This window comes from Bacillus sp. FSL W8-0116, from assembly GCF_038003825.1.
GTDB classification, from domain to species: domain Bacteria; phylum Bacillota; class Bacilli; order Bacillales; family DSM-4216; genus Bacillus_O; species Bacillus_O smithii.
The window spans coordinates 346,591-372,214 of sequence record NZ_JBBOPY010000001.1; the positions used below are offsets into that span (position 1 = coordinate 346,591).

The 25,624-nt window shown below is 41.5% G+C and carries 20 protein-coding genes and 3 pseudogenes; 9 read left to right on the plus strand and 14 right to left on the minus strand.

All coding sequences use genetic code 11. The features are described 5' to 3' along the window. The first annotated feature begins 226 nt into the window (after positions 1 to 226). The 3 genes from yhfH (N1I86_RS01595) (at position 227) to N1I86_RS01605 (ending at position 819) form a co-directional block, all read left to right on the plus strand. A complete protein-coding gene (gene yhfH, locus N1I86_RS01595; protein ID WP_003352761.1) occupies positions 227 to 361 on the plus strand; it encodes a protein YhfH in 135 nt (44 codons plus the stop codon). 96 nt (positions 362 to 457) lie between these two features. Next, positions 458 to 592 (plus strand): protein YhfH, encoded by a 135-nt coding sequence (yhfH, locus tag N1I86_RS01600; protein WP_003352759.1) that lies wholly within the window; start codon positions 458 to 460, stop codon positions 590 to 592. Between the two features lie 80 nt (positions 593 to 672). Beyond that, positions 673 to 819, plus strand: coding sequence for a hypothetical protein (locus N1I86_RS01605; protein ID WP_341094620.1), 147 nt, complete (start codon positions 673 to 675; stop codon positions 817 to 819). A 518-nt stretch (positions 820 to 1,337) separates the two neighbouring features. On the opposite strand, the gene N1I86_RS01610 is transcribed toward N1I86_RS01605, so the two are convergent. After that, positions 1,338 to 2,669 carry an IS4 family transposase gene (locus N1I86_RS01610; RefSeq protein WP_341094487.1) on the minus strand — a complete coding sequence of 444 codons (1,332 nt, stop codon included), beginning with the start codon at positions 2,667 to 2,669 and terminating at the stop codon, positions 1,338 to 1,340. A 194-nt stretch (positions 2,670 to 2,863) separates the two neighbouring features. Between N1I86_RS01610 and N1I86_RS01615 the strand changes: the two are divergent. Then, positions 2,864 to 3,931: pseudogene (locus tag N1I86_RS01615) on the plus strand (transposase); the annotation flags it as partial. Positions 3,932 to 4,072: 141 nt separating this feature from the next. Here the strand turns inward: N1I86_RS01615 and N1I86_RS01620 are convergent. The 4 genes and pseudogenes from N1I86_RS01620 to N1I86_RS01635 all read right to left on the minus strand — a co-directional run bounded on the left by N1I86_RS01620 (position 4,073) and on the right by N1I86_RS01635 (position 7,237). Next, the gene (locus tag N1I86_RS01620; RefSeq protein ID WP_003352756.1) at positions 4,073 to 4,399 is read right to left on the minus strand and encodes an AzlD domain-containing protein; all 327 of its coding nucleotides are present in this window, start codon (positions 4,397 to 4,399) and stop codon (positions 4,073 to 4,075) included. Continuing rightward, a complete protein-coding gene (locus tag N1I86_RS01625; RefSeq protein ID WP_270584592.1) occupies positions 4,390 to 5,121 on the minus strand; it encodes an AzlC family ABC transporter permease in 732 nt (243 codons plus the stop codon). The genes N1I86_RS01620 and N1I86_RS01625 overlap by 10 nt, the downstream gene beginning before the upstream one ends. Positions 5,122 to 5,587: 466 nt before the next feature. Further along, positions 5,588 to 6,860, minus strand: a pseudogene (locus tag N1I86_RS01630) (FAD-dependent oxidoreductase). Positions 6,861 to 7,051: 191 nt separating this feature from the next. Beyond that, positions 7,052 to 7,237, minus strand: a complete 186-nt coding sequence (locus tag N1I86_RS01635; RefSeq protein WP_040340877.1) for a cold-inducible protein YdjO-related protein — start codon at positions 7,235 to 7,237, stop codon at positions 7,052 to 7,054. A gap of 717 nt (positions 7,238 to 7,954) precedes the next feature. On the opposite strand from N1I86_RS01635, the gene N1I86_RS01640 reads away from it, so the two are divergent. Both N1I86_RS01640 and N1I86_RS01645 read left to right on the plus strand, forming a co-directional pair. After that, positions 7,955 to 9,400, plus strand: coding sequence for an amino acid permease (locus N1I86_RS01640; RefSeq protein ID WP_003352751.1), 1,446 nt, complete (start codon positions 7,955 to 7,957; stop codon positions 9,398 to 9,400). Positions 9,401 to 9,729: 329 nt separating this feature from the next. Then, entirely contained in the window at positions 9,730 to 10,944 is a 1,215-nt protein-coding gene (locus N1I86_RS01645) for a CynX/NimT family MFS transporter (protein ID WP_003352750.1), read from the plus strand. Positions 10,945 to 11,631: 687 nt separating this feature from the next. Here N1I86_RS01645 and map read toward each other — a convergent pair. Further along, entirely contained in the window at positions 11,632 to 12,375 is a 744-nt protein-coding gene (gene map / locus N1I86_RS01650; RefSeq protein ID WP_003352749.1) for a type I methionyl aminopeptidase, read from the minus strand. A 402-nt stretch (positions 12,376 to 12,777) separates the two neighbouring features. Next, the gene (locus N1I86_RS01655) at positions 12,778 to 15,219 is read right to left on the minus strand and encodes an S-layer homology domain-containing protein (protein ID WP_341094623.1); all 2,442 of its coding nucleotides are present in this window, start codon (positions 15,217 to 15,219) and stop codon (positions 12,778 to 12,780) included. A 263-nt stretch (positions 15,220 to 15,482) separates the two neighbouring features. Between N1I86_RS01655 and trhA the strand changes: the two genes are divergently transcribed. Then, entirely contained in the window at positions 15,483 to 16,124 is a 642-nt protein-coding gene (gene trhA / locus N1I86_RS01660) for a PAQR family membrane homeostasis protein TrhA (protein WP_003352747.1), read from the plus strand. Between the two features lie 64 nt (positions 16,125 to 16,188). On the opposite strand, the gene N1I86_RS01665 is transcribed toward trhA, so the two are convergent. The 6 genes from N1I86_RS01665 to N1I86_RS01690 form a co-directional block, all read right to left on the minus strand. Then, complete coding sequence (locus tag N1I86_RS01665; protein ID WP_048623221.1) at positions 16,189 to 17,445, minus strand: MFS transporter; 1,257 nt, start codon at positions 17,443 to 17,445, stop codon at positions 16,189 to 16,191. Positions 17,446 to 17,786: 341 nt separating this feature from the next. Beyond that, the gene (locus N1I86_RS01670; protein ID WP_003354669.1) at positions 17,787 to 18,272 is read right to left on the minus strand and encodes a DUF6884 domain-containing protein; all 486 of its coding nucleotides are present in this window, start codon (positions 18,270 to 18,272) and stop codon (positions 17,787 to 17,789) included. Between the two features lie 90 nt (positions 18,273 to 18,362). Next, a complete protein-coding gene (locus tag N1I86_RS01675) occupies positions 18,363 to 18,827 on the minus strand; it encodes a YkvA family protein (protein WP_003354668.1) in 465 nt (154 codons plus the stop codon). Positions 18,828 to 19,043: 216 nt separating this feature from the next. After that, on the minus strand, positions 19,044 to 20,270 hold the full coding sequence (locus tag N1I86_RS01680; protein WP_412677411.1) for a YeeE/YedE family protein: 1,227 nt from the start codon (positions 20,268 to 20,270) through the stop codon (positions 19,044 to 19,046). A 234-nt stretch (positions 20,271 to 20,504) separates the two neighbouring features. Further along, a complete protein-coding gene (locus N1I86_RS01685) occupies positions 20,505 to 21,752 on the minus strand; it encodes an MFS transporter (protein ID WP_003354666.1) in 1,248 nt (415 codons plus the stop codon). Between the two features lie 152 nt (positions 21,753 to 21,904). Beyond that, positions 21,905 to 22,105, minus strand: a complete 201-nt coding sequence (locus N1I86_RS01690; protein ID WP_003354665.1) for a hypothetical protein — start codon at positions 22,103 to 22,105, stop codon at positions 21,905 to 21,907. 391 nt (positions 22,106 to 22,496) lie between these two features. On the opposite strand from N1I86_RS01690, the gene N1I86_RS01695 reads away from it, so the two are divergent. After that, entirely contained in the window at positions 22,497 to 23,369 is an 873-nt protein-coding gene (locus N1I86_RS01695) for a cation diffusion facilitator family transporter (protein WP_003354664.1), read from the plus strand. A 549-nt stretch (positions 23,370 to 23,918) separates the two neighbouring features. Continuing rightward, a pseudogene (locus N1I86_RS01700) lies at positions 23,919 to 24,235 on the plus strand (Hsp20/alpha crystallin family protein). A 112-nt stretch (positions 24,236 to 24,347) separates the two neighbouring features. Here the strand turns inward: N1I86_RS01700 and N1I86_RS01705 are convergent. Then, positions 24,348 to 25,496: an acyl-CoA dehydrogenase family protein gene (locus N1I86_RS01705; protein ID WP_003354661.1), complete on the minus strand. Its 1,149-nt coding sequence runs from the start codon at positions 25,494 to 25,496 to the stop codon at positions 24,348 to 24,350. Positions 25,497 to 25,624: the final 128 nt, after the last annotated feature.

A 25,624-nucleotide genomic window follows, 5' to 3' on the forward strand; every position in this document is an offset into this window, starting at 1 on the left:
TATCATAGTAAAAATTCTTTTACGACCCTTTTTCCTTTCATATGGAAATAAATAAAAATTCTATTGCATGAAAATTAGATCCATTCTTTTCAGCGAATATTCATTTATATTTTATTTTTTTAAATTTTTTTAAAAAAGGGGTACACAACAAGAAAAATGTTGTGTATACTGTATTATAACAGAAACAACATTTTATAATCTGTATTATAAAAAGGAGGTGCCTGAAATGGTTCAAAGTCCGGTTGAATTTTTCCAAACCATATCCATTAAAGTTTGTTCGGTATGCGGCCAGCATATGGATGAGCAAGCGGAATCTTATATGATGGAGTGCGATCGCTGCCTTGCGCAATCAGAAGAATAACATCCGTTTCATCCACTTCATAAGTTCATTATTTTTTCATTGAGACAATATTCGGCTTTAGAACAAAAGATGGAAAAATTGGAAGGAGGAATAAAAATGGTTCCAAGTCCGGTTGAAATGTTCCGTGATCTTCCTAAAAAAGTTTGTCCGGAATGCGGTGAATATATTGAAGAACAGGCTGAATCGTATATGATGGAATGCGACCGCTGCTTAGCCAACAAAGAAGAATAAGCTTCTTAACATTGCTTAGACCTTTGAAAGTCCAGTTGATCGGTGGATGGATGTACGGATCGGTATTAAAGGAGCAGTTGTTGTTAACCAAAAAGGGAAACTGGAAATGGAAAAAAGAAGCTCTTACGGTTTTTCATCTATTAGGACGGTTAAAAAATGGGAAGGAAAATGATTCCTTCCCGTTTTCTTTATGTGCGCCCGGCATGTACATGAACTATAGGGTGTAAGTCCCGACCCCCGAAGACAGAAGTAGAGGTTAGCCAAGAGCAAGGGTGTCCGTGGTGACGCGGAATCTGAAGGAAGCTGGAGGCAAAACACCGGTCCGAGGAACACGAACCTCATATAAGGCTAGGTATGATGGAGTGAGTTTGCATAACAAAACAAAGCTCTTTCTGTCGAAGGTCATATCGAGTAAATGAGGCGGATAGATGGTGTGAAAGTGCATGTACTTACCCGGGGAGGTCTGGCGGATAGGTGAAGTACTCTTCATAACCTACTTAGTGATAAGTAGCTGAACCGTCAGAAGTCAGCAGAGGTCATAGTATTAGTTGGTCTAGAACAACTAAGAAGGACCGAACAATTAAGAGAGAATAGCCCCATACCCGTCAAGTTAGCGGTATAAAATTTTTTAGGATGATACGCATGTTCGAAAAATCAATCAAAGGATGAAGAGAAAACCAAATGCTGGGCATGCCAAATAACCCTCAAGAAGAGGGTTATTTGGCAATTATATCCATGACCCACACTACCATATCCCCAATTTCTTTAAAAGATCCGATACCGTTTCCTCTCCTTTCCTTCGGTCTTTCCTCGCGTGTTTCCTTAACAGAGACAGGAGAGATGGAAGGGCGGTTTCCATCGCTTGGGGATGCAAAAGAAACCGATGCCAATACGATTGGAGGATATTAAGCGCTTTCCATTCACTGATCTCGATTCCCTCCCGTTGATGCCAATACCTTCGGGCTTGGAACAGAAGAGTCTGCGTGACTAAAATGGCAATCAATGTCCCATATAAGTGGCATTCGAATCGTTCCTTCTTCATCTTTTTGACACGGTCAAGATCAAATAAGGATTTCCAGCCCTTAAATAACAGCTCCACTTGCCAGCGCAGCGAATACAGCTCATAAACTTGTTGCGCATCAAACGATTCTTGTGGTAAATTGGTCAGTAAGATGTGATATTTCTTTTGTTCAAGGGTTTGGCGTGACAGCGCCTTCCCTTTCTTTTTTTCCTTTTTCCGCACGTACGCCAGCCGTTTTTCCCATTCTTCCGCCGTGAGACGGCGAAAAATCAGACGCGGAACATACAGGCGTTGGTGTCCGATATACACGTGTTCCACTTCCACGGCTTCCCCCTCGCCCAATCGATTTCCTATCGATTCCCAATCCCATTCGTGCCACTCCCCGTCCTGCTTGATATAGACTTTGATATCGGAACGCAACCGGGTAATATAATAAGCACCTCGAGCATCAATCTCCGCCAGCGTGGCGAGTGAAAAAAACCCCAGATCCCGAATGCAAAGGTCATTCGGTAAAATCGTGTGCTGGGTATGATAAGCAAAACGGGCATCGGAATCATTGGCCTGTTGGACGCACAGCTGAAGACAGGTTCCCGATAACAGCTCATACTCAAATTGGATTTTGGCGCCAGATGAAACCGAACCTTGATAGTCCTCACCATAGTCGGTCGGAAGTAAAAAACTGGTAGAGTCTAAGATCCGCAGACGGGTGAAACAAGCGCGATACGTTTCGGTGATGGAAGAGAGTGCCGGACGTTGATGCATCAGGAGAGTAAAAAAGACCTCTTTTAAAAACGCCACGGCACGAGGCGTAAACCGCTGATTCAGTCCTTCATTCGAGAGAGAGCAATCATGCCAGAGCGCCAAATCGGCACACAACCGCTGAAGCGACTGACAGGCGAGCGATCCGTCTCCCCAAGCACATAGCGTCAGAAAGGCTTCCGCTGTTAATGAACGCTGCCGCTGAATGAATCCGACTTTCCGTGCCAGACGAGTCAGTTCTTCATAGGAGAAGAGTTGACGAATCGTTTTTATCCATGCCTTCATCTTTTTTTCCATCAAAAAATAATCCTTTCCAACGATGATTTTCGTTAGAAAGGATACCATGTTTTTGGCGCTGAAAAAAGATCAAATTCTTAACTTGATGGCTATGGAGAATAGCCCTTGGTATTCAGTGAGTCATGATGAACACAGAAAACGTAGTACCTCACTTGAGGGAGGAAGCGGTGAATCCCGTGGGAGACCTCTTGGAGGGGGCTGACGGTCATTCCAGAGAAGGGATTCTAAGGGCTCTCATCGCTGCCCCACTCGAAGGCATCGACGCCTTTACCGCCCTTCATCATCGATTGGATAAAGACCTTCGTTTCCGTTATCAATGCGGTTTATCGATTGATCGCCCCGCACCGTCTATCTCCACTCTCAGCCGGGTTTTTGCGGCACTTACCAAAAAAAAGCTGGCTGAAAAGATCTTCCTTGACTTGGTACAGTTAGCTCAGGAGGAAGGAATAATTGACGGCAGCCACCAGGCCATCGACAGTGCCGCCATTGATGCCTATGAAAAGAAACAGCCCAAAAAGCGTAGTGAACAAACGGGTAATGCCAATTGGGGCGCAAAATATGATTCCTTCGGCAATAAAATTACCTGGTTTGGCTATAAGATGCATCTTTCAGTCGATACCGCAAGCGAACTGCCAATGGCCATAAAAGTAACCCCTGCCCATGTGAACGATGGAGAAGTCGCACCAGAATGAATAGAGCAAGTGGCAGAGCGTACCAAATCCAAAATTGAATTTCTGATCATGGATGGCGGATATGACCAACTAAAAAACTATGAATCAGCCAAAAACATTGGAGCGCAAGCCATTATCCCGCTCAATTTGCGCAACGAAAAAGAGCCTCCTGAAGGGATTTCTTCCAATGGAACTCCGCGTTGTTCCATGGGTTATGAAATGACTTATTGGGGAGCTGATAAGGACCAGCTCAAGTTCAGATGTCCTCACGCAACCGGCAAAGTGGATTGCCCATTAGGAATGGCAGCCTGTTCATCTTCCAACTATGGAATGGTGGTAAAAGTCGACATCAAAAAGGATGTGCGCCGATATTCCAATCCGCACCGTGATACAAAACGTTGGAAAGAGCTTTACAACGAGAGGACAAGTGTAGAACGCTGTAATTCAAGAATGAAAAGCTACCTTACGGCGAACTCCCTACATGTATGGGGAATTGAAAAAGTAAAGACCCATATTTACCTGAACGCTATTGTATTACTTGTTTCAGCGCTAGCGATGGCAAAGGAAAATAAAGGGAAGAAAGCCGCTTAAAAAAATTCAATGTGAAAAATTCTGTAGGTATGCCCGAAAACAAGATTATTGTAATATTTTGTAAAATAACATGCTGGTAGCTATTTGTCGAGTGCTTTATTTTTTATACTTTTATCCAAAAAATCTAATTTTGCAAAATGCTCAAATAAAAAAGCGCGCAGCCATCATCGCGACAATTCCTATCACAACCGTCCCTAATAAACTGCGGGTCGCAAGCGCCACCACAAATGCCGGTATGGCTGCCAACAACTCCAGTCGATTTTCCATGATCGAAAATTTTCCGTTTGAAAGCAGCAGCTCTTGCGCCAACAGGGCCGTCATGACCGCAACAGGCACATGGCTTAACCAACGTTCAGCCCATTGGGGCAATTGAAATCGGCTTAAAATCATCAGCGGAAGAATTCGCGGTATGATCGTGACAATCCCCGATCCAATAATGACCGCCAAAACATATGATCTTATTTCCATTTTTCAATAAACACCCCCGCTGTTGCCGCCACGATGGCTGCGGTAATCACTCCCGTGCTGCCTGAAACAAAAAAGCTTAAGATCACGATCGATGATGCACTGCATATAGCCACTGCTAAATCGACCATCCATTTTTTTCTGCTAGTAATCTGTAAAACAAGCAATCCAATAAACATCGCTGGCAGGGCAAAATCAAGTCCAAATGCATTCGGATCTGGAATCCATTCTCCAAAAAATCCCCCTGCTACATTGCCAATTAGCCAGTTGACATAAGCAGTGACATTCAAACCGAGCATCCATTTAAAACTTCCGGCTGCTCGATTAGATAAATGATTCATCGCAACGCCAAATGTTTCATCCGTTAACAACGAACCGGTCAACACATTTTTCCACAAAGGAAGATGACGAAAATAAGGGGATATCGCTGCACTCATGAGAAGATGACGAAGATTAATAAAAAAGATCGTAAAAATAATAGCGGAAACAGGATTTGCGGCCGCGATCATTCCTGATGCAATAAATTGCCCCGATCCGGCATAAAGAATAAGGGAAATCAGCACAATTTCCGCGATGGTAAGCCCCGCTGTTTTTTCCACCACACCGGCTGCAAAACCGATGCTCCAATAGCCCAATAACGTGGGCACGCAGTCTTTCGCCCCTTGCCAAAACCCCTCTTCCGAATACGGATATGAGTAAGTATTTATTCGAGCATTCTCTGCCATTATGTAGATCCCCCCCTTTACATACAGTGAATTTTCATTTTTTTCGTCTACTTCCACTATAAATTGAATTAAAATTTTGTCAATTCCATAGCCAACCATTTATCATGAAAAGCAAAGCTTAAGGGGAGGCTATAAAGAGGGAGGTGGAAAAAGTGAACAACGTTCCAACAAATCAGTTTATTTATTATGGCATACCGACAGCCGCATATGTATTGCTAGGCATTTTAACCACCCTTTAAAAAGGAAAAAAATAGAAAGAAACACCCATCGCCTCTCCCATCCTTTTGAATTCGAAAGCCTTCAAAAAATATCATCTCCGCCAACGTCCTCATTAAGGCCATGATGGACAAAAACAATTTGGCGCCAGGCTACCGCCTAAAAATTCGATTCGTTCAGCCCCATCAGCGGGGACACTGCCCCTGCTGATGGAAGTTTCCCTTATCCTTACTATCGAAACCAAATTCTTTCATTCTTCCACCTTATTGAGCGGCTGTTTCGCCGGTCCTTCCAATACTTCTCCTGTCACTGAATAACGTGACCCGTGGCACGGGCAATCCCAAGTACGATCACCACTGTTCCATTCCACTTCACACCCCATATGCCGGCAAGTGGTATCCACCATATATACGTTTTGATTTTTATCTTTATAGGCCCCCGCTCTTTTTCCATTCACACGAATGACAGAGCCTTCATCCGTTTGTAAATCATCCACCGTTTTTAACGGGGATTCCCATTTCCCTTTTAATAAATGCCCCGCGACATTGGTATTTTCTCTAATCAATGTTTTCACTGATGGATCCACGTTGAAACGAGAAGGAGTAAACATAATGATGTATCGTAGAAATCCCTTGTCCAGTCTTATGACGTTCCCCGCCTACAAGCAATATTTTTTCATTGTCGCACAGCGTATACCGCAACGATCGTGTTGGTTCTTCAACCATAAGATACATGCCGCCAGAAAATGTTTTTTGAGGTTTGACGGCAAGAAGATAAGATCGTTCTGGATACATTCTGGCAAAATAAAATCCTGCCCCATCGTAAAACGGATAATGGGACGCAATGACTACTTGCTTACATGAAATCGTGCAGCCATTTCTAGCAACAACTTTTATCTCATTCCCTTGCTCTATATCCACTGCGGTCGTATTTTCAAATATTTCTGCTCCTTGATGTTCGGTCTCTTCCAATAGTTTTTTTAAATATTTTAATGGATGGAATTGGCCTTGCGCATTCATCCTAACAGCTGCTTTTACGGGTATATCAATGGGAATAGAGTTGCGATAGTCTCCCTCTATCCCCAGTTTTTCATAGGCCTCCATCTCCTTTTCAAGTTTGCTTATATAAGAATCCGTATTCGTGTAGAGATAAGCATCTTCTTCGGTAAAATCGCATTCGATTTGATGACGTAAAACGGTGTCGCGGATAAAATGTAAGGCAGACATATTCGCTTCATAATAACCACGTGCTTTTTCCAATCCAAAATGTTCCATCAATTCGTGGTAGATTAAACCATGCTGAGCGGTAATTTTGGCAGTTGTGTGCCCCGTTGTGCCAGTGAGAATTTTGCCAGCGTCGATCAGAGCGACTTTCAATCCTGCTTTTCCTAATAAGTTGGCAGAAGTGATTCCGACAATTCCGCCACCAACAATGGAAATGTCCACCTCTATATCTTTCTCCAGTTTCGGAAAAGACGGTAATTCCAAATTGGATCTCCAAAAAGACTCGGGAAATGGAGGCATGTGTTGGCTTGCATTTTCCGAAAACATCCAATTCCTCCTTCATGGGGTTAGTATCTAAAGGAAATCTTCCCCAAAAAAGAGGACTTTATTCTTTTTCTAAGCGTTTGTGGGAACGCCTTAAAGTAAAGCGAGAACATAAACTCGTCATAAAAAAAGAAAAGCTGCCACTTATAGGCAGCTGCCATCATACATTAGTTCTTTTTGATTGGATATAACTCCCGTATCTCTTCTTTCATTTCACTTCCGCAAATTGGGCAATGCAAATTGGGTGTCGCAAATTCTTTTCTCATCCAAACATTGCAATCAGGCGATTGGCAAGCGTAGACACTCGTTTCGACCATTTCAACTTCTTCTTGATTCCGTTTGTTATAATACACAAATAAAGACCCCTTTATTTTAATTGATGATGTTTCTGCAAAACACAAAAAGCCCGATCTCACGTAGAATGAGGAACAACTTCATAACAGTATACGACCAATTTTGGGATGAGGGCCCTGACTTTACTGATAAAGCAACAAGTCGTACTTCTATCTTACCACTTAATTGACAGAAAGCCAATCTCGCTCAAATTTCTAGCCCTCCCATTCGTTCTATCGAATGGCTACTACGTATTAAGATTATGCCTCGAGAAGACAGATTATAACCTTAAAAGACCGATTTTAGTGAGAACGACTTCAAAATACCATTCGCTTCCTTTTTTCCTTAAGATATCGTGAAACTTACAGCAAAAGGATTTTTCTGCGGATAAAAATAACAATAGACGAATTGTGTCGATTGTTGTATATTTATTTTGCGTTCTAAATAATCATACCTTCACAATGAAGAATGATAGTCATTTCTGCAAAAATATACAAATAATGATCGATTGACTGATCGGTCTGTTTTCAACGTACTTGAATACTATTTTGAAGGCATCTGCGAAAATTTCAAACGAGACGGCGGTAAACGTTACCGGATGAAGGATGCATAAAAAACATACCTGCCTGGTTGCGAATAAATAAACACATTCTCATTACATTTTCGCAAATGTCAATCCCCGTTTTACATTTGCAGCACCGTTTCGTCATCCAAGTAGAAAGGGGTTCATTGATTCAATGGAACAAAAACGATTAGGGTTTTGGCTTTTGACCGCACTGGTCGTTGGAAATATGGTAGGATCCGGAATATTCATGTTGCCACGAACGCTTTCTGAAGCCGCCAATCCAGCTGCTGTGTTATTGGGATGGTCTTTAACTGGTTTCGGTGTCCTCACAACGGCTCTTGTCTTCGGTAATTTATCCATCCGAAAACCAGAACTGAACGGCGGACCACAAATTTACGCAAAAGAACTGTTTAAAGAGGGATCAACACTTTCCACATTGTCAGGATTTATGTCTTCTTGGGGGTATTGGATCGGAAACTTCGCTGGAAATGTTGCTATTATCACTACTTTTACAAGCTATTTAGCAACCTTTTTTCCCATTTTAAACAGCAAAGCTCCGTTATTCACAATCGGAACCGTTGCTTTCAAAACAGGCAACGTTCTAACCTTTATTATATGCACCGCCATGCTTTGGTTTACACATTTTTTAATTTTAAGAGGAATTGAAGGAGCCGGAAAAATCAATTTTCTGGCAACGAGCGCAAAAGTGATCGGTTTCTTTTTATTTATTGTCCTAAGCCTGTTTGCGTTTCAAAAAAGTAATTTGCTTCCATTTACGGCTCCACGCTTAGATGATAGCGGACATCCATTAGGAATTTTAACACAAATAAACCACGCAGCTGTCTCAACACTTTGGGCTTTCGTAGGTATTGAATCGGCTATTGTATTTGCCTCCAGAGCCAAAAAACAAAGTGATATAAAACGGGCCACTATTATTGGGCTAATGATTGCATTGGCGATTTATATCGGTATTTCCTTGCTGGTGATGGGCGTTCTACCACAGGAAACTCTAATACATTCCGAAAAACCACTCGTGGATGCTATTGAAACCATTATCGGACCAATCGGAGCTTATTTAATCGCTGGATTGGGCTTGATTAGTTTAGCCGGCTCCACAATAGGTTGGGTGTTAATGAGCGCCGAGGTTCCTTATCAAGCGGCTAAGCAAGGATTGTTTTTAGCTTCTTTTCTAAAAGAAAACAAAAGAGGCGTTCCATCCTTTTCCTTATGGCTGTCAAACGTTCTTGGACAACTCTTTATTTTTTCAACCATATCCAATTCAATGGCCCATGCATTTGACTTTGTCATTTATATCGCCACATTGGCTTATCTCATGCCTTATCTTATTGCATCCTTGTTCCAGCTTAAGCTCGTTTGTACCGGTGAAACGTATCAGCTTAACAAAAGCCGGTACACCGATGGTCTTATTGCTTTATTGTCCACTATTTATTCCATTTGGGTCATTTATGCAGGTACTTCTGATTTAAAAACATTTTTGTTCGGAGCCGCTTTATTGGCTAGTGGACTGATCTTCTATCCTTCTTTGCGCAAACAAACTCAAGCCACACCTTTCACGAAAAACGGTAGGCTTTTAGCTAATCAAGAGGAGACCCCTTAAGGTCTCCTTTTTTTATTGTTCTACTATCATTCTTTGCCCTGGCGACTGAAGAAAAATTTAGGATATGTCATGGCACATTTACGGCTGTCATGTTTTGAAATATGATATACTGGGATTCGAGTCTTTTTTCATTTAAGCCAATGGCCTTTTAAACGATCCGTTCAACCGACTGTATGAACTCCCTAATGTTGATACACTCATCAACAGTTTGTGGATGGCGGATGAGTCTTAATGGATTGAGACGTTAAAATGGGAGGCCGTACCGTCATTTTGCAATCATTTTCCTTAAATTATTGACTGGATGCATGTGAATGAAAGGTGGTTTTGTCATGAAAGAAACGGCTGCGTTCAAACATTTTGATAAAAAATGGGTCTTCTTAGTAATAGGAATTTTATTCGTAGCAGCCAATTTACGCCCTTCTCTGACCGCAGTGGGGCCGGTGCTCGGTTTTATCAGAGAAGATTTAGGTTTGTCCCATTCCGTGGCCGGGTTGCTTTCCACACTCCCGCTTATGGCATTTTTCGTTTTTTCCCCACTGGTTCCTCAACTTTCTGGGAAGTTTGGAATGGAACGCACGCTCTTTTTCAGCTTGCTGTTATTGACGGCGGGTATATTCATACGTTCCTGTTCCTCTATTTTTACGTTATTTTTAGGAACATTTATGATAGGAACGGCGATTGCTGCTGGCAATGTTCTTTTGCCGGGGCTGATCAAAAGGGATTTCCCTCATCAAGTAGGGCTGATGACAGGCGGATATTCTCTTTCGATGAACACTTTTGCCGCACTTGGATCCGGCCTCAGTGTTCCATTGACTCATGCTCTTGGCTATGGATGGCAAGGCTCCCTTATGTTTTGGGCTTTGTTGTCGCTTGTGGCGCTGTTCATTTGGCAGCCTCAGCTCCGCCATACAACGATGAACCACTTGCCAACGTATAAAAACAAGGAAAAAAACCGGCTCTGGAGATCCAAGCTTGCTTGGAAAGTGACGATTTTTATGGGATTCCAGTCTTTTGTTTTTTATATATCCATTAACTGGTTTCCCAACGTTTTTCAAGATCGTGGAATGAGTGCTGAGGCATCGGGTTGGATGGTCTCCATCATGCAGTTTGTTGGTATGCCGGCGACCTTTATAGTTCCGATCCTTGCAGAGCGCTTGAGTAGTCAACGGCTTTTATCCACCATCGTCTGCTTGATCGGGATTATCGGCTATGCAGGACTTCTAATGGAAAATCCCGATTACACGATTTGGTGGGTTTTGCTCATAGGAATCTCGCAAGGAGCGACGTTCGGTTTAGCTTTGACTTTTATTTCTTTGCGGGCAAAAACGGATTATACGGCGGCAAGACTTTCGGGTATGGCTCAATCAATCGGTTATTTGTTCGCAGCATTTGGCCCTTTTCTGTTTGGACTTTTGCATGACTTGACAGGCCACTGGTTCGTTCCCCTCTTTCTTCTGGTGGCAGCCACAACCGTTCAATTGGTTTCTGGACTAGGTGCAGGACGAAATTCGTACGTCTTAGAGGAAGAAACAACGATTTCATAAATCGAGTAGGAGGGAGCGATTAACTCCCGTCCTCTCACACCACCGTACGTACGGTTCCGTATACGGCGGTTCAATTAAGATAATTGACGCAAGTCTTTATAACTTCCGTGAATAGCTGTTCTCTTTATGCCAGTGGTCACTCCACCCTCCAAGAGGTCTCCCACGGGATTCACCGCTTCCTCCCTCAAGTGAGGTACTACGTTTTCTGTGTTCATCATGACTCACTGAATACCAAGGGCTATTCTCTCTTCATTGTTCGGTCCTTCTTAGTTGTTCTAGACCAACTAATACTATGACCTCTGCTGACTTCTGACGGTTCAGCTACTTATCACTAAGTAGGTTATGAAGAGTACTTCACCTATCCGCCAGACCTCCCCGGGTAAGTACATGCACTTTCACACCATCTATCCGCCTCATTTACTCGATATGACCTTCGACAGAAAGAGCTTTGTTTTGTTATGCAAACTCACTCCATCATACCTAGCCTTATATGAGGTTCGTGTTCCTCGGTCCGGTGTTTTGCCTCCAGCTTCCTTCAGATTCCGCGTCACCACGGACACCCTTGCTCTTGGCTAACCTCTACTTCTGTCTTCGGGGTTCGGGACTTACACCCTATAGTTCATGTACATGCCGGGCGCACATACGAAAAAATCGACAGCCTACCAGCTGTCGATTTCTTTTCTCCTTCTACAAAGTCAAAATAATCGGCTTATCTTTTGTTACGATAATAGTATGCTCCACTTGAGCCACCAGGCTGCCGTCAGGAGTTTTGTAAGTCCATCCATCTCCTGCTTCTTCAATCATATCAGCCCCTGTAGAGATAAACGGCTCAACCGCAATGACAAGACCCTCTTTTAATAATTCATTATCCCACGGGTCGTAATAATTCAATATATGATCGGGCTTTTCATGGAGTGATCGGCCAACTCCATGGCCGGTTAAATTCAGGATGACAGAAAAGCCATTGCGCTTTGCTTCTTTCATCACTGCTTTACCAATTTGATTTTGTTTAGACCCCGCTTTTGCTTTTAATATTCCTTGTTGAAAAGCTTTCTCCGCCGTTTCACATAATCGATACAGTTCTGGATCCCCATTGCCGACAACAAATGAAATTCCCGTATCTGTAAAAAAACCGTCGAAAGACCCGGAGACATCAATATTTACAAGATCCCCTTCTTGAATGACCTTGTCGCCGGGTATTCCGTGTGCTACTTCATCATTCACGCTTATACAAGTATAGCCGGGAAAATTGTATTCTTTTTTCGGTCCTGATTCTGCACCGTATTCTGCAAATAATTTTCCGGCTAATTCATCCAATTCCTTCGTTGTGATGCCGGGCTTTGTATGGATTTTTAATTGGTCGCGAATCGCGGCCATCACTTTACCGCTTTGCTTTAACCCTTCTAGTTCTTGTTCCGTTTTTACAATCATATCTCTCTTCCTTCTTATTTTGTAAATATTCGTTTCCTATACTATCTTACTTTTTTCTTTTTTTCAAAACAATTCATGCTGAAAGTGTGCAGTAACGAATTCCAGCCATCGCTTTTTCATCATGTTTTTTAACATACTTTAACGGCATCCGCGCTCTCTTATTCATACATATTTTAATTAAAAAAACAAGCCATTGGGAATTACCGTACTTTCCATTGTCAAAAAAAAGACTGACTCAAAACATCGCGTTGGAGCGATATTGAGCCAGCCTTTTCCTATTTTAACAACCATCCTTATGTTCGAATAAGCCACTGTATAAACATCAGAGTTTCTCACAGTCTTTACAAACAAGCAACGATGATCAGCAAAGATACTCATCTGCATAACGGATCAACCGTTTGTCTATGATTCCACATTTTTTAAAAATAAATCAACGAGTTTGGCCGCTTGAGCACGAGTTAAGTTTTTATTAGGAGCGAAGGTACCATCTCGATAGCCACTAAGGAAGCCTTTTTCGTAGGCCGCATTGACATAAGGCAAAAATTCTGCTGAAATCGCAGATGTATCTTTAAAAATGGTTTTATGTGTGGTTGCAATACGTTGTCCCGTTTTCACTTCATAGGCCTTCATTAAGATTTTCGCTGTTTGCTCGCGAGTAATTGTGTCGTTCGGAGCAAATTTATCCTTTGTTTTTCCATCAATGATTCCTGCTTCATAGGCTGCGGCAATATCTTGAGAAAGTTCCAAACCTTTAATATCCTTAAATGGCGGTTTTCCCTTTGCTTCTAATCCTAAAGCACGGACGATAAGGGAAGTAAACTGGCCGCGAGTCACATTTTGGTTCGGCACAAAAGATTTTTCTGTCATGCCTTTTGCGATTCCTCTTAATTGTAAATCCGAGACATATTCATAAGCCCAATGACTTTTGTCTACATCTTTGAATTTATAAGGCTTCGGCAATTTTGTGAGTGAAGGCAGTCCGGTTATATACCCAACACCGCCTGTTTTATCGATTCCAATCTTTTCTTCCATCGCTTTTTTTAACTCTGATTTGTCAACAGCCGTAATGCTGTTTTGATCTAATTCATCTCCAGGATGCTGGAAATTGCTCAAAATATAAGAGAAACCGTTCATATTATCTACCGCTGACAAACCGGTTGCTTCTGCCCCGGCCGGAACAGATAAAATACGGGACAATTTTTTTGTATCGACATTGTACGCCCACACAAAGTTGTTCGTATGTTTTCCGCTGTCTTCGACTATGAATAATGTTCTAAGCGGCTCGGAATAGCTTAAATTATCCGTATTGGCTACTTTGTCCACATTAGCCGTATTGCCGTATGAATCCGCTGTTGTTAAATCTTCACCGGCAATTAAACCAGACATGGTCGCGGCAACATAGTCGCTATCAATGGCATTTCCATCCTTATCTTTTTGCCCGCCGGTTAAATCCAATTGGTACGTGACACCCGATTTAATGACTGGCAATTGAATATCGTCAACAGGATCTGTTCCTTTTGTATCTTTTGCCATTCCGCTGCTTTGGTCTGAAATGGCTATATACACTTTTTTATCTTTTGCATTAAGTGCGACACCTTCCATTTTATTAAATTCAGATGTCGCTCCAAGCATGGCTGCATAACGACGTGATTCTAAAAAGGCAGCTGCTTTTTCCATTCCCGGTTTTAATTTTAAATATTCTGTTTTGCCGTAGGAATATTGCTTGATGGCAGTAAAGCCTTCTTTCGGCGCATCTGAAGTTTCGAAAATATCACTAAATTGAATGCCACTGTCAATGATATCTTTTATCTCTTTATCTGTAGCATGACCTAGCTTAATCCATTCTAATTTCCCGCTACCGCCATTTTCAGTGCCGGTTTGATGAAATTTAGCAGCATAAAGCGTACCTGCTGATAAATCCGCAGGCTTATCCGCTACGTACATGAATAAAGTAGTATAAGAGCCATCATCACCAAAAAAGGCTGTACGTTTATCAGGCATCACCTTCATTAATTCATGCGAAAAGCGCCCAACGCTATAATGTTTTTCCACCTTTGTTGAACCGTCTTCCTTCACCGTAATCTCCGGAATAAATCCGTAGTAATAAGGATTTGCTTTCGATTCATCACCAAAATAAAGCTTAGCAAAACTTTCTGTCCAGGTTCTTGCAGAAGATTGTGGATTGAATTCAAAACTGCGTGCATCCGGCTCATATTCTTCTGATCCGAGATGAGTGTTCCAAGTCGATACACTGCCATTACATGGAATCCAAAGACCATTTACGGAAGAAAAATCAATCTTTTTCACTTCTACTGCTTTCAGCTCCCCAGTCTTCTTATCCTGCGCTAATTTCGTCAAAGTCATAGAGGCTGGAACTAATCCATAAGCTGAATGGCCGGCCGCATCGAACGTGTCGTATTCATAATGGGTCACCATATAAAGTTGACCTTTTATATTTAACAAGCTATTTGAGTCAGGTGCATCCGATATAAAATAAGTTGGTTTACCTTCAACACTGTGATCCATAATGGGATTCCCATGTGCATCAATCGGTGTACCCGCCGGAATTTTTTCGCCTTTGTTCGCGGCCACTTGATCTTCCGATTTAAACAATGTTTTATAGGCAAGCGGAAACTTTCGAACTCTGCCATCGCTGTACTTTACCTCAACTGATGCATCGGTATAAGTATTCACCATCTGATCAATCGTGGAAGGTGGATTCATTCCGTTAAATTGGATGGAATCAATGCTCACTTTCTCGTTGCTCGCCGCAGCAACCGGTGTTACAGCAGGAATGATTAAAGCTAGTGCGAATGTGGTTCCTTTTTTCGTAATTAGCTTCATCTACTTTTCATCTCCTAGTTTTAGATCGTTTCTTTTCTCTGTAATCTATTAAACTATTAAACTGTTAATGCTGAATGAAAAATTTGTTAATTTATTATTAACTTTACATTTATTTCCATAACTTTTTGAGATTTAACCTGTACAATTTTACATACTCGAAAGACTTTATGGTAAAATGAATAGAAAGATCATTATAGATAACAAAGTTTTTCAAATGTCTTTCAATAAGTTAAACGATCCTGATGGATGGAAAGGACTGACTAATGGCCAATACGCATTCTTATTCAAAAAATGAGGAAATTGCCAACTCGATTACTCACGGCATTGGAGCGCTGTTTAGCATCGCGGCATTAGTGATGTTGATTGTGCACTCTGCATCGTATGGCGGACCCCTTCATATCGTTTGTTTTACGTTGTTCGGCGCCACCATGCTTCTTTTATACTTATCCTCCACGATTGTGCATAGCCTTCCGCCTGGGAAAGCGAAAAAATTATTTGAAATTTTCGATCACTCGTCGATCTATTTTTTTATCGCTGGTACTTATACTCCCTTTGCTTTACTGGCGATAAAAGGCTGGCTTGGATGGACGCTTTTTGGCATCGTGTGGGGGATAGCTGTGGGCGGAACCATTTTTAAATGTTTTTTTGTGAATAAATTTCTTTACACCTCCACTCTTTTGTATGTGGCGATGGGCTGGCTTGTAGTTGCCGCATGGGGTCCTCTGACAAAAACGGTGGCTCCAAACGGAATTTTACTGTTAGTCATCGGCGGCATATTCTATACAGTGGGAACGGTTTTTTACGTGTGGAGGGGATTTCATTACCATCATGCGGTTTGGCATCTGTTTGTTTTAGGTGGATCATTTGCCCATTTCTTTGCTGTTTTGTTTTATTTGCTGCCTTAGTTTGATGAAAAATCAATGCAAACATAAAGAACGAGAAAGAAAAATTCCTTCTCGTTCTTTTTCATTAAGAATTTGGCTTTATTGCTTTCATTGAAAAAAAAGCGGATACGAGGCATAAAAAGGCCAAAATAAAGAACATCACAAATTCCGAATTTTTCATGAGAATGGAGCTGACAGGAGGCCCCGCTGCTACACCGGCAAAACGCATAGCACTGTAAATAGAAGTAATCGTCCCTCGCTCTTCCTTTTCAATGCTGCTTGTGATCATGGCATCCATACAAGGCAAGCCGGCACCAATGCCGATCCCGCAGATCACAAAAATGGCTAATATATACCACAATCGATCTGAAAAAAGGATCATACACAATGATATAGCAGTGACAACAAGCCCAATCGTTGTAATCCATTTCATCGTCTTTTTATTCCCTTTAATATATTTCCCGGTTAAAAAAGAAGCGAAGCATAAAGCTGCGAGCGGGATTGCAAGCAAAAATCCTTTCATAATTCCAACAGTATGAAATTGATCTTCCAAGATGCTCGATAAATAAAATTGAAATCCAAACAAAACAAACATTAATATAGTCCCAATAGCAAAAACGGCATAAAGCCATCTGCCTTCCCTCTGAAAAATTTCCTTCACCTTTTGGATAAATTCACGAATCGATTCTTTATTCTCTTCTTCTCTTTTTGGGCTTTTAACGAAAAGAAGCAAAAGGAAAATAGAAACTAAACAAAATAACGGAAAAGAAAAAAAAGGCATAAACCAAATCCAACCTGCCAACAAAGCTCCCAAGATGGGACTGAGTACTTTTCCAAGCGTGTTCGACGTTTCAATGACACCAAGCGTCGCGCTTACTTCCTCTTCTTGTCGGAACAAATCTCCGACTAGGGGCAGTACAATAGGAAAAGCTCCAGATGCCCCCACTCCTTGCAGCATCCTGCCGATCAGGATCATATAGTATGGGTTCGACATCTTCCAAGAGGCCCATCCCGCCAAAAGCCCACCTATTCCCGAAATGATCAAACTCGGAATCATGACCATTTTACGTCCCAGTCTGTCCGAAAGATAACCGGCAATGGGAATAAGCAATATCGGAACAACTGAATAAACCGTAATAATCAAGCTCGATTGCAAATTCGAAATCCCCAATTGCTTTTCTATAACTGGAAGAACCGGTATAAGCATAGAATTCCCAAGTGTCATAATAAGAGGAACCGTTGAGATTGATAATACGGCCGCCGGTTTACGATGTTTTTTTTCTTGTTGAGAGGCGGATCTTTTTTTGCTGTAGCCTTCAGCTGGGTATTCAATATGCTCCATGAATGAATCCTTTCCTTCCTTTTCAATCTTACTTATTATTATGTACACTTATTTGAATTGCTACTTAGTCGAATAGCTGTTTCCAAACATTTCTTTTTGATAAACACGTTAAAATGGAAATGGACTCATATTGAAAACATCATGCAACAAACATAGTGATGGATTGAACATCCATCAAGAGAAGTCGGTTCTTATATACCCGAAATCACCCAGCTGAATCATCTGATAAAAGAAAAAAAGGCTACCGATTTTTGATTTATTCATCAGTGAGCACATTACCATTACATAATATAGAAATTCGTTGCGGACCACTTGTTAACATAACGTTATTATAATAAATTTTAATCAAAATCAATTTTATGAATGGGGTTCCTGTTTTCGATTGCGTCTTTTAATCGTTTTTGCATGTCGCCGATCCCTCTGCTTCCTTGGAGCGGAAACTGAATATCGTGGCATTCCGGGAACATTTCCCGCAAAATGGGTTGAAATTTTTTTCCACCCAACATGACAACCACGTCAACCGCAGCGGCTCCTTTTACCTCCGCTTGTTCTCTCAGTTGGCTTATTTCGATCATTTCCGATTTTCGATGATGATCGGAAAAAGATAAATCATAATTACCAGGGACAATATCATCCGGAAGCAATAACCCATGCTTAGCCGACAAAATGCCCCAATGATCAAAAAACAGGCGAGCGTAGTTTTGACAAAGGCGATGAAATATTCCGATATAGGCCGCATCAGCCCGCACCGGTCCGAACTCTGGATGTTGATCCCAAATTTTCCGTTTGCCACACGGAATGATGCAAAAGAATTTCTTTTGTCTCATTCGTTTTTTCCCCTCCCCCTTTTTTAAACATGAACATTTCTTTTTCAGTATGAACTCCTATTTTAAAGCTCTTTTCAATGGATTATAAAATTATTCTTTTGTATCAATCATTTGGGGACTGTTCTTTTTTTCTTTCCACTGTTTAAATCGCTCTAAGTCTTTTTCCACTAATTTTAATGTAAAACCAATGACGGCCGCGTCATCGATCAGTCCAAATCCTAGCAAGACATCAGGAATCGCATCCGTTGGGACAGCAAAATAGACGATGGCCGCAAAAATGGACAGCATCGAACGATAAGGAATTTGGCGGTATTCCCCTTTCGACCAAGCTTTAGCCAGTTCTAATAATAATTGCAAATTGCTCCAAACATCACGAAGGCGCCTTTTGTTTTTTCCTGCTTTTATTGTCGCCCGCCGAATAAGTTTCATCGCTTTTCTCTTATCTTTTAAATATTCTTTTGCTCTTCCAACGAAAACGTTCGAGTTTTTGCTTTCTTCGTCTCCACGATTGTGTCGTAAGCTATTCAATGGAATCATCCCCGTTCTTATTTTCATGCCGGCGATTCCTTCAGCACATTCATCGCCCTGCTTGTTTCCTATACATTCCCCATTTTACAAGGATTTATGATGATTTTGGCCTTTTTTTCTTACTATATCCTTTATCAAGCCATATTGCTCATTAAACCGATTTGCTTTCCCAAACCTAGATGATTTTAACTATTTTCTCCCAAACACAAAAGGACTGGAAATACAATCCAGTCCCTCTTTTCTCTATTGTTCATAAGCACAATATGGGCGCAATTTGACTCCAATCATACTTCCTATATAAGCGGAAGCAAACCACAACCAACCATGAACGCTGAAAGATGCGATTCCATCAAAATAAGATCCGATGTTGCAGCCAAAGGAAATCCGAGCTCCATAACCCATAATCACTCCGCCGCATAGGGCAGCAATGGTCATTCTTGTCGGGCGTTTCCAATCAATAGGTTTCCTAAAACGACCGGCAACTGCCGCAGCCAATAAAGCTCCAACCATCACACCAATATCCATCACTGTTGTAATATCCATATATAATGGATTGTGGAGAGAAGCTGCTCTCGCCGGATCAGTCCAATACGACCAATGTTCCGGATGGCCTCCGAACAGCTGCACTATTTTGGCTCCCCATAAGGCAAACGCCGAAGTGATTCCCCAAGGCTTTCCTTGAATAATCAGGACGAGCGTGTTCACAATAGCCAATAATAATCCGCCAATGACAAGAGACCAAGGTCCGGTAAACACCGATTTCCAACCATTTCCCTGTTTAAGTGTCGGCGCAACCCAATGGCCATTTCGGCGTTTCTCTAACATAATCGTGATAACAAACACAACGGCTATTATAATCAGTTGAAAGATGTATCCTCCCAGCGGCCCGAAGGTTTGGATAAAGGAAATGGGTTCAAAATGAGGCGTATTCATCCACCAATTGAAATGAGTTGTCGCGATTACAGATCCTATAATAAATCCGATTAACGTCACAATCCCGTTAACATCTCCGCCGCCTATATGATAAAGCGTTCCAGAAGCACAACCGTCTCCAAGCTGCATTCCAATGCCAAACAAAAAGGCTCCGATCAAAACAGACATTCCGACGGGTGATACATATCCTTCAACTGGATGACCGAATATGGATCCTTTTATTAGAAAAGGTAAAAATAAAAGACTTGCTGTTGCCAACATAATCATGTGGGCACGCAAACCTTCCCCTTTTCGGTAAAGAATGAACTTACGCCAAGCAGAAGTGAAGCCAAAGTGCGCTTGATAAAGAGTAAAACCACCCAAGCCACCAAGAAGATATAATAAAGCTTGACTGACGGAAACCCGCTCGTATAAAAAGACGGCACCTCCTAAAAGAACGGCCGCTGATATGATTTTCAGCATAATATCAAAATAGTGCGGTTTACCTGATATTGGTTTTTTCATTTGTTCTGTACGATTGTGAGCTGCTAATTCCAATATCATTCCCTCCTTTTCATATTCTTTAATATAATACAAAATCGATCAAAATGGTAGGAATATCTTCGAAAAAAGATGGCCTATCCGCAAGATAGGCCATTTAATGACTTTTATTTGCATTGACATCCGCAAACTCAAAAGCGCACCAAATTAAAGCTTTTAACGAACGATGATTTTCAATCGAACAAGTTCCATATTGATATGAAGGAACACTCATGCCAATTCACAACGAAACTATTGACCTGTTATCTCGCGAACTTTTTCATCTCTCGGAAGCAGCCAAGAAACCAATCCAAAAAGAGGCAATAAACTACAAAAAATCATGACAAAGCGAATGCTGAACAAATCGGCAAGCGAACCAAATAAAACGGATCCAACTCCTCCCATTCCAAAAGCCAATCCGACGATTAGCCCCGAAGCCATACCTACTTTCTTCGGCATCAGCTCTTGAGCATATACGACTGTGACACTGAAACTCGTCATCAAAACAAAACCAATAAGTGCTATCATTGGAATTACCATCCATAACGGAACATGCGGCAATAGGACAGCCAACGGAGCGGAGCCGAGCATGGAAACAGCGATGATATTTCTTCGTCCGAAACGGTCTGCAAGCGGGCCGCCAAAAAATGTTCCTAGCACTCCAGCAACTAAAAAAACAAATAAATAAATTTGCGCTTCTTGAATCGATAAGCCATAATCATCCAACAAATAAAATTGATAAAAATTGGAGATCCCGGCATAATACCAAGAACGAGCAAACACGAAGAAAACCAACACGACCATCGCCCATTTGATTTTGCCAGAAATCGATTGCTGAATTTTCGTATTTTGACTTGCCGGTTTTGCACCTTGTATTCTTTTTTTCTCTATAATGACAGGCTGCCTGCTGTACCATCTCGAAACCATAAATAATAAAATAATGCCCATAACCGTAACGAATGTAAACCATAATCCTCCTCTTTGACCTAAAGGAACAAAAATCAAAGCTGTAAAAAGAGGAGCTAGCGATTGGCCGGCATTCCCCCCTACTTGGTAAATGGATTGCGCCAGTCCTCTTTTGCTCCCTGCCGCCATATACGCTACCCGCGAGCCTTCAGGATGAAAAACCGCTGAACCAAGGCCGATGAAAATGACCGATGCCAACAGCGCCCAAAATTCATTGGATATGGAAAATCCGATCAGTCCTAATGTACTCATGAACATCCCAAAAGGAAGCAAAAAAGGGGTTGGTCTTCTATCCGCAAAGACACCAAACACCGGCTGCATCACAGAGGACGTCATGTTTAACATAAAAGCAATCAACCCAATTTGGGCATAAGTAATATGTAATGAATGTTCTAAAATCGGGTACATAGCCGGGACGACCGACTGGATGGAATCGTTCACAAGATGACCGGTGCTTATGGCCAAAAGGATGCCGTATACGGTGGCCACTGCGCCTTTTGGCATGGGTTGTTTTTCTTTTGCAATACTTGTCATTTCCCTTCACTCTTTCAATTTAAGATTGTCAATATTATATATAATTATCGGAAAATTAGAAACAAAAAAGTTTTCTCCTTATAAAAATCCTCGGATTTTCGCAAGCCAAAACCCGAGGAATTCCAATTGATGCAAAAAAATTCATTTGATTTTTATATCCAACGGAAACGGGGCTGTTCCTCCCCTTTTGTCTCGTTGGTTGCTTCTTCTTCATGGGGTCGGATCCGCCAAAAATTGTCCCAAACCGATGGAGATCGTTCAGGAGACTGCTCTTTGGTCTTTTCCTCGATCTTCTCCTCAGTTTTTTCCTTGATTTTTTCTTTTTTCGGCTGTTTCTTTTTTTTCTCTGCCATTGCTCTGCCCTCCTCCCGCATTTTTGACATTATAGTTTATTCAAAAAAAAATGGCCGCGTATAGGCGAATGATTTGCTTTGATATGGTGTGTTAACAGAATACGCAATTTTTCTATCTAATGTGCTCTCATCTAAGAAGCGATCAGGCACTGCCGCTTAATAAATGACATATTCTTTTCTAAACGACTTTGTGCTGTTTTTTATTGAATGAAACAAAGCAGTTAGTAAAAAATAGAAAAGCCGATCGATACAACGTTTGTTTTTCCATAGAGAAACTTTTTTTACACCTCCCTATATTCATGAACGTTCCTAAAAAGGTTGCTATAGACTCAAACGCCATCCATTTGGTAACATGTTCTAGTAGCATAAGTTGGTAAGGAGATAGTCGCATATGGATGAAAAAAAATTTCAAGATCTGAAGGCAGGAGAAAGAGGCGCTGTCATCAGCATTTTTTCTTATCTCTTTTTATCGGTTTTCAAACTGTTGATCGGAATTACTAGCCACTCGGAAGCCCTTAAAGCGGATGGTTTGAATAACACCACTGATATCATCGCCTCTGTCGCGGTACTCATTGGATTGAGATTGGCGCGTAAACCTGCCGATGAAGATCATCCATATGGCCATTGGCGCGCAGAAACGGTCGCATCTCTTATGGCTTCATTCATTATGATGATGGTAGGTTTGCAAGTGCTTTTCAACGCTGTTTCCTCCATCTTTCATCATAAGGAACAAATTCCTGATTGGATATCTGCATGGGCCGCTCTTTTCGGCTCTTTTGTCATGTTTCTTGTTTATCTTTATAATCGTCGTCTCGCCAAACGCATTAACAGCCAATCGGTTATGGCCGCCGCTAAAGACAATTTGTCTGATGCCTTAGTCGGGGTCGGGACAGCAATTGGAATCATCGGCTCCCAATTTCACCTAACCTGGCTCGATCCTTTGGCCGCTGTCATCATTGGATTATTAATTTGCCGTACCGCATGGGAAATTTTCCGAGATGCTTCTCATGACTTGACAGATGGTTTTGATGAAGGGCAATTACAGAAATTTAAAGAAACTGTTCTTACCGTTCCCGGCGTGATTAAAGTAAAAAGCGTCAAAGCACGAAAATACGGAAACAATGTCATAGTGGATATCGTGATCCTCGTTGACCCTACTCTTGATGTCCGTTCCAGCCATGGAATTTCCGACAAAGTGGAAAATATTTTAACGGAAAAATATGACGTATTTGGGGCTCACGTCCATATTGAACCAAAGGATTGAACGAACGCAATCTCAAGGAGAGCCCCAAACGCTCCTTGAAGATTCTTTCCCCAAAATGTAGTCCACACAAAAAATTCAACGTTTTCTAACAGAAATCAAAATTGATTTCAGTCTATTCCGTATATCCATTTCCTTCCCCCTGTCAGTTTGCCTTTGATGTTCTGTTCTTTTTATTTTTCACTTCAAACCATTTTGCTGAAAAATTCTTCTGAATCAATGGAGAATCCTTTTCTTGACGTAATATCGCTCTTTCTGTCTGTTTTATAAATCAACTTTTCCAAAGCCCCTTTCATTCAAAAGGAAACAATTGATAAAAAAGGGATAATCCATCGTCCTCTCGGAACCATTTTTCAACGCACCATGAATGTTTTTTTCAGAAGTGGGAATCTTATTTAAAGGATCGATCATTTTATAAAGGAGGTTATCATGGTGATTCAATGGCCAAGCAATGATGCTTTCCAACCTTTAGGCCAGTTTCGAAAAGACATGGAACGTTTCTTTAATACAAATTTCCCTTCATTTTTCCAAAATAATTTCAACTTTCCAAGAATGGATGTGCGTGAAACGGATAATGAAGTTATTGTTACTTGTGAAATTCCAGGATTAGAGAAAAAAGAAGACTTGTTTATTCATTTAGATGGCACAGAACTTCAAATTTCTGGAAAAATAGAAAAAACCGAAAAAAGGGAATCAGAGCAGATTCATCATGAAGAACGATATTATGGAAGCTTCCAAAGAAAATAACTTTGCCTGCAAAAGTGGATGAAAACAGCGTTCGAGCCACTTATAAGAACGGTATTCTTGAAATAAGAGCCAACAAATTGCAGACTTCTAATCGTAAAACGATCGACATTGAGTTTCAATAACACCGCCACTCTCATACATCCCGGTCATACTAAAGACGAGCGAAAAAACCTCCGAGCAAAAGACTCGGAGGTATTTACAAATGTCTATCCACATAATGGAATTCCATTTTGTTCAATTTTGAATCCCATCAAGAGCTTTTTGGGCCAGCATGGCAATGACTGCGTCATCCATCGGAGGATTATGCAATCCGGCTCGAATATCTCTGTAATAACGCTGCAAAGGATTTTCGAAAAATAAACTTTTGGAGCCGGCAATCCGCATGGCCGCATCCACAACGCGTATACTTGCATTCACAGCCACATGTTTTACAGCTCCTAGAGCTGCCTGAAGTTCCACTTTGGATTCCGAACGATCCCATTTTTCTGCGATTGCATACATAAACGTACGAGCTTGCAAGAGTTCCAGTTCCATTTGCCCAATCAGGTGGCGGATATTCGGTAAATCACTGATCGTGCCTTCTATGCTGTTGGGAGAATATTCAGTCGAAAATCGTAGGGCATAATTACGGGCAGCACCGGCAATTCCAAGGTAGCAGGCCGGGATATGGAGCAGCCATCCCGCTGATTGATTGTTCACAGGATCGACGGTCTCCACAAAATATTTTTCATCTATACGAACATCTTTTAATAATAAGTCATGGCTTCCGGTTCCTCTCATCGAAATGGTATTCCAAGTTTCTTCAACGGAAACCCCTTTCGTTTCTTTCGGTATGAGAAAAATACCGACCTTTTTTCGTTGAGGAATATAAGCCTTTACCAATATGAAATCGAGAACGGGGGATAAAGTCGTATGCGTTTTTCGGCCATTGATCACCCACTGTCCGTTTTCGAATACAGCCGTAGTTTGCGGCAATCCTCCTCGTGTTGGACTTCCCGTTTGCGGCTCAGTAGCTGCAGTGTTGATTAAAGCCCCTTTTTTTACTTTCTCCACGACTTCTTTCCAAACATTTTGATTCCATGGACGCCTTGTAGATAAATCCATCATGGTGCCCATGTGCCAGCCGATTGCCAAAGCCGTAGAGCCGTCTCCTTCGGCAATTTTTTCTTGATAAAGAAGAAATTCATATAAAGAAATTCCTTTTCCGCCAAATTCTTTGTCTAAAGTCCACGTCGTATAGCCAGCCTTCTTTAAATCTTCCATATTCTCATATGGAAAATCTCCCGCTTCGTCTATTTTACCCGCCCTTTCTGAAAAACGGACAGCCAATTCCCCAATTTGTTCCAAACGATCTTGTTCTTCCTTTGTTCTCGCAAAATTCATTCTTGACCAGCTCTCTTTCTTTTTCTGCTTCTGCTTTCTTTATACTATTCTAGTTTTTATTTTAATGCGACTTTTTAGTCGTTCCGTCCTCTGGAACAGGGGGTTCTCGAGTCTCTCGAGTCTTATAT